This window comes from Actinomycetes bacterium, assembly GCA_035506535.1.
In the GTDB taxonomy this organism is placed as follows: domain Bacteria; phylum Actinomycetota; class Actinomycetes; order DATJPE01; family DATJPE01; genus DATJPE01.
Genome location: DATJPE010000068.1, coordinates 45620 through 55086, shown reverse-complemented (window position 1 = coordinate 55086; position 9467 = coordinate 45620). Strand labels below are relative to the sequence as shown.

Here is a 9467-nt window from a genome sequence, read left to right as displayed (position 1 = left end):
CGCCCAGTCCGCGGGGGTGGTCACCGACTCCACCTCGATGGCCTCGCCGAACCCCACGTAGCCGCGGTCCTCGAGCACGCGCAGCACCTCGTCCCGGTACGCCCGGACGGACCCGGCCGACCACGACAGCCCGGCGTCCAGGTTCGGCGTGGGGAACAGGACGTAGTACGACTCCCGCCCCGCCGGAGCGAGGGAGGGGTCGGTCCGCGTCGGGTTCGTCACGAGGAACGACGGGTCGGACATCAGGCGCCCGTCGCGGATCAGCTCGCGGAAGACGCCGTCCCAGGCGGAGCCGAAGTGGATCGTGTGGTGCGCGGTCCGGGTGTAGCGGGCGCGGGAGCCGGCGAGCAGCAGGAAGCAGGACGGCGAGTACGTCATCCTGCGCGGCTCGCGACCCAGCAGGTCCCGCATCGCCACCGGCAGGTCAGGGGTGAGGACCACGGCGTCGCACGGGATGCGCTCGTGCTCGGTGTGCACGGCGACCGCGCGCGAGCCCGAGACCTCGACCCGCGTGACGGTCTCCCCATAGCGCAGGTCGACCCCGTGCTTGGCCGCGGCGCCGGCGAGCGCCCGGGGGACGGCGTGCATGCCCCCCCGCGGGAAGGACACCCCCGCGACGGAGTCCATGTAGGCGATGACGGCGTAGAGCGCGAGCGCGTCGCCCGGGGCGAGCCCGGCGTACATCGCCTGGAAGGAGAACACCCGGCGCGTCCGCGGGTCCCGCAGGTACGACCCGACCTTGGGGCCGAGCCGGCGGAACCCACCGGTCGCGACCAGGCGCGCCAGCGACGGGGTGACCAGGCCGAGGGGGGAGTCAATGTTCCGGTCGATGAAGTCGGCCATCTCGTAGCGGTACAGCCGGGTCACGAAGTCCACGTAGCGCCGGTATCCGTCGGCCTCCGCCGCGCCGCACACCGTCGCGACCTCGTCGGCCATGGCGTCGACGTCGGCGTGCACGTCGAGGGCGCTGCCGTCCGGGAAGTACGCCCGGTACAGGGGCGCCAGCGGGACCAGGTCCAGCCAGTCCTCCAGCCGCTCCCCGACGCAGCCCAGCGCGTCCGCGATGAGGTCCGGCATGGTGAGCACAGTCGGTCCGGTGTCGAAGCGATAGCCGTCGACCTCCAGCAGGCCGGCCCGGCCACCGGGTACGTCCTCCCGTTCGAGCACGACCACGTCCCGGCCGGCGGCGGCCAGGCGGAGGGCCGCGGACAGCCCGGCGAGGCCGGCCCCGACGATGACGACGCGGTCGGTCGGCCCGCTGACCGTGCGCACGGCTCAGCCGCGCCGGGCGGTCGCGGCGACCGCGAGGTCGGCGAGCACCGCTCGGGCCGGCTCGGCCAGGCCGCTGGTGGCGAGCGCGTCGACGGCCTCCTCGGTCCGGGCGGTGATCAGCTGCTCCACCCGGGCCAGCGCCCCGGTCTCGGTGATCACCTCGCGCAGGCCCGCGACACCGTCGGGGGTGAGCGCGGGGTCGCCCAGGTCCCGGCGGAGCAGCCCGGCCTGGGCGGGCGAGGCGGCCTCGAGGGCGAGGGCGACGAGCACGGTCCGCTTGCCCTCGCGCAGGTCGTCGCCGGCCGGCTTTCCGGTCTCCTGGGGGTCGCCGAAGACCCCGAGGACGTCGTCGCGCAGCTGGAAGGCCTCGCCGAGCGGTAGCCCGTACCGGCTCGACGCCTCCATCAGCTCCGGCCCGCCGCCCGCGAGGGCGATGCCGAGGTGCAGCGGGCGCTCCACGGTGTACTTCGCCGACTTGAACCGCACGACCCGCAGCGCCGACCCGACCGAGCCGCCGCCGCGCGCCTGCTCGAGCAGGTCGAGGTACTGGCCGGCCATCAGCTCCGTGCGCATGACGTCGAAGACCGGTTTGGCGCGTCGAAGGGCCGGGTCGGGGAGGCCGCAGGTGCTCAGCAGCTGGTCCGCCCAGGACAGGCACAGGTCCCCGAGCAGGATCGCCGCGCCGACCCCGAAGGTCTCGGACGAGCCGAGCCAGGCCGACACCCGGTGCAGCGCCGCGAAGCGCCGGTGCGCCGCCGGCCGGCCGCGCCGGGTGTCCGAGCCGTCCATCACGTCGTCATGCACCAGGGCGCAGGCCTGCAGCAGCTCCAGCGACGTCGCCGCGACCATCGCCGCCTCGTCGTCTGGCCCACCGGCGCCGCGCCAGCCCCACCAGCAGAACGCCGGCCGCAGCCGTTTGCCGCCGACGAGCAGGTCGGTGAGCGCGTCCATCAGCGGCTCGACGTCCGGGTCGACGTCGTCCAGCCGCGCGACCTGCGCGCCGAGGAAGGCGTCCAGGTGCTTCTGCACGCGTACGCGGAGGTCCTCGACGTCGAGCGGGCTGGGCTCCATCCTGGCCAGCGTAGGCGCGCTCGCGGCGTCCCGCAGCGCGAGCGTCTCGACCGGGCACCGGCCGCCCCTAGGCTTGACCCATGGCTTCGCAGGTCCCGAAGGCAGCGACCGTGCGCGACCTGTTGGCGACGGGGCGTCGGTCGTGGTCCTTCGAGTTCTTCCCGCCGAAGGACGACGCGGGGGAGCGCCAGCTGTGGCAGACCCTGCGCGAGCTGGAGGGCCTGGCGCCGACCTTCGTGTCGGTGACCTACGGCGCGGGCGGGTCGACGCGGGACCGGACGATCCGGGTGACCGAGCGCATCGCGACCGAGACGACGCTGACCCCGACGGCCCACCTGACCTGCGTGGGCTCCTCGCGGGCCGAGCTTCGCCAGGTCGTCGGGGGCTACGCCGCCGCGGGCGTGCGCAACGTCCTCGCCCTGCGCGGGGACCCGCCCGGCGGGCCGGGCGCCCCGTGGGAGCAGCACCCGCAGGGCCTTCGTCACGCGGTCGAGCTGGTCGAGCTCGTGCGCTCCCTCGGCGACTTCTGCGTCGGCGTCGCCGCCTTCCCCGACAAGCACCCGGAGGCGCTCGACTTCGACTCGGACGCACGCGTGCTGCGCGACAAGGCGCTCGCCGGGGCCGACTTCGCGGTCACCCAGTTCTTCTTCGACGCAGCGGCGTACTTCCGTCTGGTCGACCGGCTCTCCGCGCTCGGCTGCGCCCTGCCGGTGATCCCCGGGATCATGCCGGTCACGAACGTCGCGCAGGTCGAGCGCTTCGCGCAGCTGTCCGGCGCACCGGTCCCCCCGGCCCTCGCCGAGCGCCTCCATGCGGTGCGCGACGACCCGGCGGCGGTCCGCGCGGTCGGCGTGGCGGCGGCCAGCGAGCTCGCGGGGGAGCTGCTCGACGGCGGCGCCCCGGGCCTGCACTTCTACACGCTCAACCGGTCCATGGCCACGCGTGAGGTCTACGCCGCCCTGGACCTGGGCCACCGGAGCTGATGGCAGCCCCGGCGGGCCGGGCCGAGTACTTCGCCCGCTGGTCCCGGCTGCACGGGGGGTACGACCCGGCGTCGTCTCGCCTGGTGGGGGGCTGGCTCGCCGTCGTGTACGTGCTCGCGCGCCCGTTCGCGTCTCTGGGGGTGCCACCGGACGCGCTCACCGCGGTCGGCCCGCTGGTCGCCGGCGGCGCCGCGGGCGCCGCCGCCGCCGGCGGGGCGTGGCTCTGGCTGGCCGTCGTGCTGGTCGTGGTCTCCGGCGTGCTGGACAACCTCGACGGCGCGGTGGCGGTCATGACCGACCGGGTCAGCGCGTGGGGGCACGTGCTCGACTCCGCCCTCGACCGGGTGAGCGACCTGCTCTACCTCGTGGCGCTCTGGGCGGTCGGCGCCGCCGGGACGGTGGCGGCCGCCGCGGGTGCCGTCATGGTGCTGCTGGAGTACGTGCGCGCGCGGGCCGCCGCCGCCGGCATGGCGGAGGTCGGCGTCGTCACCGTCTTCGAGCGCCCCACGCGCGTGATCGTGACCGCGATGTTCCTGCTCGGCGCCGCCGTCTACCCGGCCCACGCCGCGGCGTGGGCCGCCGCCGGGACCTGGGCCTGGCTCGTGCTCGGCGTGGTGGGGCTCGCCCAGCTGCTCCCCGTCGTGCGACGCCGGCTGCGCTGAGGCCGCCGGGGTCAGGCGCGGCCCACCAGGTCGGCCACGATCTCGGCGGACAGCCCGACCAGGGGGAGCCCACCACCGGGATGCGCGGAGCCGCCGACGAGGTAGAGCCCACGCACCGGCGAGACGTTGGCCGCGCGCAGGAACGCCGCGCGCGCCCCGTTCGAGGAGGTCCCGTAGATCGACCCGCCGGGGGCACGGGTGTCTCGGGCGAGGTCGGCGGGGGTGCGCACGACGCGCCAGCGCACCCGCTCGCGCACGTCGAGCCCGCGCGCGGCCAGCACGGCGAGCACGTGGTCGGCGTAGCCGTCGGCGAGCCCCTCGCGGTCCCAGTCGACGCCTCGGCTCGGGTCGTGGCGCGGGGCGTTGACGAGGACGAACCACGCCTCGGTGTCCGGCGAGGGGCGCAGGGCGGGGTCGTCGGGGGCGGAGACGTACACCGTCGGGTCGGGGACCGGCTGGGGCGCGCGCCCGAAGATCGCGTCGAACTCGGCGGAGTAGTCGGCGGGGAAGGTGACGGTGTGGTGCCGCAGCCCCGCCGTGCGCCCGTCGAGGGCCAGCAGGAGGACGAAGCCGGACAGCGACGGTGTCGACGCGGCCAGCCGCCGCGACGGGCCGCGGGCGGTGGCCAGCCGCCTCGGCAGCAGCCGCCCGTAGACCTCGCTCGCGTCGGCGTCGGAGACGACGACGTCGGCCGGCAGCTGCTCGCCGTCGGCCAGTCGCACCCCGTCGACCCGCCCGGCGCCGTCGACGGTGATGGCGACGACGTCGGCGCCCAGGCGGACGTCGACCTTACGCTCCACGCACCGCTGGTACAGGGCGTCGCCGAGGCGGCGCAGGCCGCCGAGCACGTACCACGCGCCGAAGGTCTGCTCCACCCACGGCACGACGCACAGCGCCGCCGGTGTGCGCCGCGGGTCGGAGCCGGTGTAGGTCGCGTAGCGCCACAGGAACTGCCGCTGACGGGGGTCGCGCAGGAACCGTCGGGCGACGTGGTCGAGGCTGCGCCACGGCGCGACGGTGCGCACGTCGGAGACGCGGCGGGACCAGCCGAGAAGGTCGCGGGGGCCGGACAGCGCGGACTCGAGGAAGGGCTTGCGGGTCACCGCCCACACCTCGCCGGCGTGGGCGAGGAAGCGGCGCCAGTCCTCACCGGCCGTGCCGCCGAAGGCGTCCTGGAAGGCGGCGCACGCCCGGAGCCGGTCGTTGGGGACGTCGAGCTCGGTGCCGTCGGGGAAGCGGTAGTGCGCGACCGGGTCGACCTCGACGAGGTCCACGCACTCCTCCATCGGCCGGCCGGTCTTGAGGAAGGTGTCGCGCCACACCGCGGGGAGGGTCAGCAGCGAGGGCCCGGTGTCGAAGGCGAATCCGTCGCGCTCGTACCAGCCGAGCTTCCCGCCGTAGGTCTCCGCCTGCTCGCACACCACCACCCGGTGGCCCTTCACCGCCAGGCGGGCAGCGACCGCGAGACCCCCCATGCCCGCCCCGACCACCACGACGCGGCTCACAGCGGGCGCCCCTTCCACCGAAGCGACCCGACCCGGCGCCGGCGGAAGGACTCGACGGTCAGGGCGACGAACGCCACCACGGATGCCGGGTGCGCGAGGGCGTCTGGCCAGACGCGCGCGCCGGTACGCCGTCCCGCGAGCACCCTGCCGAGCACGCCGGCCGCGGTGCCCGCCAGCGCCACCCGCCGGATGCCGGCGTCCCGGTCGGTCAGGGCCACGACCGGCGGCAGCACGTACGCGCCCAGCAGTGCCGCGCACACCGCGACTGCCCCGGCGGGCGAGCCGAACGCGGCCCACAGCGACTTCGTGTAGCCCTCGCGCAGCTGCGCGCCGGTGTCGTACATCCGGCACGTCGCGATCGTCGAGCCGTCCACCACTCCACCGCGAAAGCCGTTGCGCTTCAACGCCTTCAGCAGCTCGAGGTCCTCCAGCACGCAGTCCCTGACCGCCTCGTGACCGCCCGCGGCGCGGTAGGCGTCGGCGTCGACGGCGAGCAGCTGGCCGTTCGCCGCGACCAGGGACGTCCGCCGCGAGCGCTCGGCAAGCCGCAGCGGCAGGAACGTCAGCCACGACCACTGCAGGAGCGGTTGCACCAGCCGCGGCAACGCCGTGTCGGCGAGCTGGCGCGGGTACGGACTCACCAGCTGCCACCCGAGGTCGCGGAGCAGGGCCACCGTCGCGGCCACCGCGCCCGGAGCCGCGACGACGTCGGCGTCGACGAACACGAGCACGCGCCCGTGCGCGTGAGCGGCCAGCTGGGCGCACGCGAAGGGCTTGCCCAGCCAGCCGTCGGGCGGCGGCTGCCCGGTGAGCACCCGCACCCGCGGGTCGTCTCCGGCGACCGTGCGCGCGATGTCGGCCGTGCCGTCCGAGGAGCCGTCGTCGAGGACAAGGATCTCCAGTGACGCCAAGCGTTCCTGGGCCATCAACGCGGCGAGACACGTGGCCACGCGGCCCGCCTCGTCGCGGACGGGCAGCAGCACCGACACGGGCTCGCCCACCTCGCGCCCGTCCTCGTCCGGCCGGCGCAACAGGCGCAGGTTCACGGCGAGGTGCCCGGTGCCGAGCAGCGCCAGCGCCGTACCGGCGTAGGTCGCCGCGCGCAGCGCTACGGCCGACCGGACCACAGCACCCACGCGTACGGGATCGCCACGAGACCCATCGCGACGCCGCCGTAGAAGGCGACCCACGGCCGGTCGAAGACGAACGCGTTGCCGACGACCGAGGAGACGTAGGTCCACAGGAACAGCACCGCGGGTGCGCCGTCGCGCGCGTGCTTGCGAGGCAGCTGGTCGAGCAGCAGCATCATCGCGAACGCCACGAGCAGCCAGCCGGCGTAGTTCGACAGGGGGACGCCGGGGGATCTCGGCAGCGCCACGCCCTTCTGCGTGAAGCGCCAGAAGCCTTGCCCGGTCATCATCGGGTCGAGGAAGAGGTCCCACGAGGCCAGCGCCCACGCGCCCACCAGCGGCGTCGTCAGCGCACCTCGGCACAGCGTCCGTGCGGCGATCAGCGTGGGGTAGGCCATCATCGACCACGCCAACGGGATGACGACCGGTACGCCGAGCACGGTCGGCCCGAGCCGTCCCGATGCGTAGACGTAGTCCCCGAACGGCCAGCCGGTCCGGACCCCGATCGCCTCGACCGCGAGCCCGCCGCCGACGGTGACGACGAGGAAGCCGGCGGTCCACCAGAACCCGCGCGAGGTCAGCGCGTGCAGGGTGCTCGCCAGGAAGAACGTGACCACCACCGCGATCGTCAGGTCGCGCCGCTGGGCCCCCTCGGCGAGGGCGTAGGCGATCTCGAGGCCGACGACCCCGAGGGTGAGCAGCCACACCAACAGCCGCATCAGACGCGGACCACCACCGCGGTGGCGGTCCGCGTGCGGCCCGGTGTAGATGCGCACGCTCACGAGGGGTGAGCCTAAGGGGGCACGGGGGGCTCACCCGCCGCGCGGTGCGCTGCCCCGATAGGTGCCCTCGACCTCGTGGACCGCGAAGCGCGCGAAGAGCTCCTCGGCGTACCACCCGCGTTCGCGGGTGCGCCGGACCACCTCCGCGTGGGGCGCGCGCCGATACGCGAAGGCGGTGAGGTCGGATGCGTCGCGCCACAGGCTGACGGTTCCCTGGAGGCCGACCGGTGCCTCGCCGACGCCGAGCCGCAGCAGCAGCCCCGGCGCCTGCGCGAGGTCCGCGGACACCGCCGGCACCGACCGCCAGAACTCCCGCCACCGCGTGGGGCGCACGCGGGCCCGGGTGAGGGCGGCGACCGGGCCGGCGTACGTGCGCGGCGGCCCCGCGTCGCCGAAGGGCTCCCGTCCCGACCAGCGGCCCCGGCTGGCGAGCGGCTCCAGGGTCAGCCGCAGCCGCTCCTGGCTGCGGGCGTCGAAGCGACGGACCACCGGGTGGCCCTCGAAGGCGCGCGCGGCCTCGGGGCTCGTCCAGGACGCGAGGACCGCCCAGTGCCGCACGTCGGCGTCACGCAGGCCGAAGGACTCACCCGACCCGGTGCCCAGCAGCTTCGCGAAGCGCAGCCCGGGGGCGCTGCGCAGCGGGCGGCGCTCGCGGGCCATCGCGAGCACCGCGGCGGGGACGCCTCGGACGGGCACGCCCCAGAGGTGGAAGGTGACGGTGGGGCTCACGCGACCTCGGCGGGGGTCCCGCCGGTGACGCGGACGAGCTCGCTGAAGCTGGTGGGGAACACCGTGCGCGGATGCCCGCCGGCGGCCCACACGACGTCGTAGTCGGCCAGCGCCACGTCGACGAGGGTGCGCAGGGGGGTGGTGTGGCCCACCGGGGCGACCCCGCCGATGACCATGCCGGTGGCGGCCCGTACGAGGTCGGGGTCCGCGCGGCGGACCTTGGCCACGCCCAGCAGGTCGGCGACCTTGGCCGTGTCGACCCGGTGCCCGCCCGAGGTGAGCACGAGCACCGGCTCGCCGTCGGCGGCGAAGACCAGCGAGTTGGCGATGGCGTCCACCGGGCAGCCGAGCTGGGCGGCGGCGCTCACCGCGGTGGGGGCGTGCTCGTCGAGGACGATCGGGCTGCCGGTGGCCCCGGCGGCAGCCAGCGCCTCGCGCACGCGGCGCACGCTGGGGTGCTCCAGCGTCGGCTCGTCCACGCTCGCCTCGTCCACGCTCGCCTCGTCCACCGGGCGAGGTTAGCCCGGGGCTTGACTTCTCGGGGGGGCGGGCTAGTCTCGGCGGTGTTCGAACACACGTTCGAAAGTGCACCAGGCGGGGAGGTGGGGGGCGTGCGCCGGTACGACGAGCCGATCAGCGTCGAGCCAGCCGTCGACTCTGCCGTCGACTCTGCCGTCGACCCAGCCGTCGACCCGGCCGGGCCACCGGCCCGGTTCCGGTGGCGGCGGCGGCGCTACGTCGTGCACGCGGTGCTCGCCCACTGGGTGGAGCTCGGCGCCTGGTGGCGCCGGCGCGACCGGGAGGGCCTGCCCGTCCACCTCGACGGCCAGGGCCGCTACGTCTGGCGGGTCGAGGCGCGCGCCGGCGCGACGGACGGCGTCTTCGACCTCGCCTACGACGAGGCGACCGGCACGTGGAGCCTGACCCGTGCCCACGACTAGGCCGGCCCGCGTCCCCGCGGTGGAGGAGCTGCTGCGGCTCTCCGCCCACGGGCTGGCCGATGCCGCCGTGGCCGCCACCCCGGCGGAGCGCTACGCGGCCGCGCACCTGGCGGCGCTGCGGGCCGCGGCCGCCGTGCTCGCCGCCCGCGCCCGGCCCTCGTCCGCGCGGCGCCGGCTGTCCAGCGTGTGGGTCCTGCTGCCCGCGGTGGCGCCGCACCTGCGGGAGTGGGCGGCCTTCTTCGCCGCGGGCGCCGGGAAGCGGGCCGCGGCCGAGGCGGGGCTGGCGGTGACCTCCCGCGAGGCCGACGACCTCCTGCGCGACGCCGCGAGCTTCCTCGCCCTCGTCGAGACCACCCTCGGCTACACCCACCAGCCGGCCCTCACGGGGTGAG

Annotated in this window: 11 protein-coding genes; 4 read left to right on the top strand and 7 right to left on the bottom strand. The window is 75.7% G+C overall.

The features are described 5' to 3' along the window. Window positions 1–1272, bottom strand: a 1272-nt coding sequence (gene crtI / locus VMI11_10830) for a phytoene desaturase family protein (GenBank protein ID HTY72901.1), incomplete at its 3' end; no start/stop codon positions are given. Window positions 1273–1275: 3 nt separating this feature from the next. Further along, entirely contained in the window at window positions 1276–2343 is a 1068-nt protein-coding gene (locus tag VMI11_10825; GenBank protein ID HTY72900.1) for a polyprenyl synthetase family protein, read from the bottom strand. An 80-nt stretch (window positions 2344–2423) separates the two neighbouring features. On the opposite strand from VMI11_10825, the gene metF reads away from it, so the two are divergent. Next, window positions 2424–3326 (top strand): methylenetetrahydrofolate reductase [NAD(P)H], encoded by a 903-nt coding sequence (gene metF, locus VMI11_10820; protein ID HTY72899.1) that lies wholly within the window; start codon window positions 2424–2426, stop codon window positions 3324–3326. Further along, window positions 3326–3988 carry a CDP-alcohol phosphatidyltransferase family protein gene (locus VMI11_10815; protein HTY72898.1) on the top strand — a complete coding sequence of 221 codons (663 nt, stop codon included), beginning with the start codon at window positions 3326–3328 and terminating at the stop codon, window positions 3986–3988. The genes metF and VMI11_10815 overlap by 1 nt, the downstream gene beginning before the upstream one ends. An 11-nt stretch (window positions 3989–3999) precedes the next feature. Here the strand turns inward: VMI11_10815 and crtI (VMI11_10810) are convergent, their stop codons facing one another. The 5 genes from crtI (VMI11_10810) to VMI11_10790 are packed head-to-tail and all read right to left on the bottom strand — an operon-like array spanning window position 4000 to window position 8643. After that, window positions 4000–5493, bottom strand: a complete 1494-nt coding sequence (gene crtI / locus VMI11_10810) for a phytoene desaturase family protein (protein ID HTY72897.1) — start codon at window positions 5491–5493, stop codon at window positions 4000–4002. Next, a complete protein-coding gene (locus tag VMI11_10805) occupies window positions 5490–6629 on the bottom strand; it encodes a glycosyltransferase family 2 protein (GenBank protein ID HTY72896.1) in 1140 nt (379 codons plus the stop codon). Before VMI11_10805 ends, crtI (VMI11_10810) begins: the two co-directional genes overlap by 4 nt. Next, entirely contained in the window at window positions 6602–7405 is an 804-nt protein-coding gene (locus tag VMI11_10800; protein HTY72895.1) for a carotenoid biosynthesis protein, read from the bottom strand. Before VMI11_10800 ends, VMI11_10805 begins: the two co-directional genes overlap by 28 nt. Window positions 7406–7435: 30 nt before the next feature. Further along, the gene (locus tag VMI11_10795; protein HTY72894.1) at window positions 7436–8134 is read right to left on the bottom strand and encodes a monooxygenase; all 699 of its coding nucleotides are present in this window, start codon (window positions 8132–8134) and stop codon (window positions 7436–7438) included. Then, complete coding sequence (locus VMI11_10790) at window positions 8131–8643, bottom strand: YbaK/EbsC family protein (GenBank protein HTY72893.1); 513 nt, start codon at window positions 8641–8643, stop codon at window positions 8131–8133. The genes VMI11_10795 and VMI11_10790 overlap by 4 nt, the downstream gene beginning before the upstream one ends. A 102-nt stretch (window positions 8644–8745) precedes the next feature. On the opposite strand from VMI11_10790, the gene VMI11_10785 reads away from it, so the two are divergent. Both VMI11_10785 and VMI11_10780 read left to right on the top strand, forming a co-directional pair. Next, window positions 8746–9075 (top strand): DUF6504 family protein, encoded by a 330-nt coding sequence (locus VMI11_10785; GenBank protein ID HTY72892.1) that lies wholly within the window; start codon window positions 8746–8748, stop codon window positions 9073–9075. Further along, window positions 9062–9466: an SAV_6107 family HEPN domain-containing protein gene (locus VMI11_10780; protein HTY72891.1), complete on the top strand. Its 405-nt coding sequence runs from the start codon at window positions 9062–9064 to the stop codon at window positions 9464–9466. Before VMI11_10785 ends, VMI11_10780 begins: the two co-directional genes overlap by 14 nt. Window position 9467: the final 1 nt, after the last annotated feature.

What these genes read in the sequence shown, in the direction of transcription:
- VMI11_10825 (HTY72900.1), bottom strand. Translation starts at nt 2,343, where the DNA reads ATGGAGCCCAGCCCGCTCGACGTCGAGGACCTCCGCGTACGCGTGCAG.
- VMI11_10815 (HTY72898.1), top strand. Translation starts at nt 3,326, where the DNA reads ATGGCAGCCCCGGCGGGCCGGGCCGAGTACTTCGCCCGCTGGTCCCGG.
- metF (HTY72899.1), top strand. Translation starts at nt 2,424, where the DNA reads ATGGCTTCGCAGGTCCCGAAGGCAGCGACCGTGCGCGACCTGTTGGCG.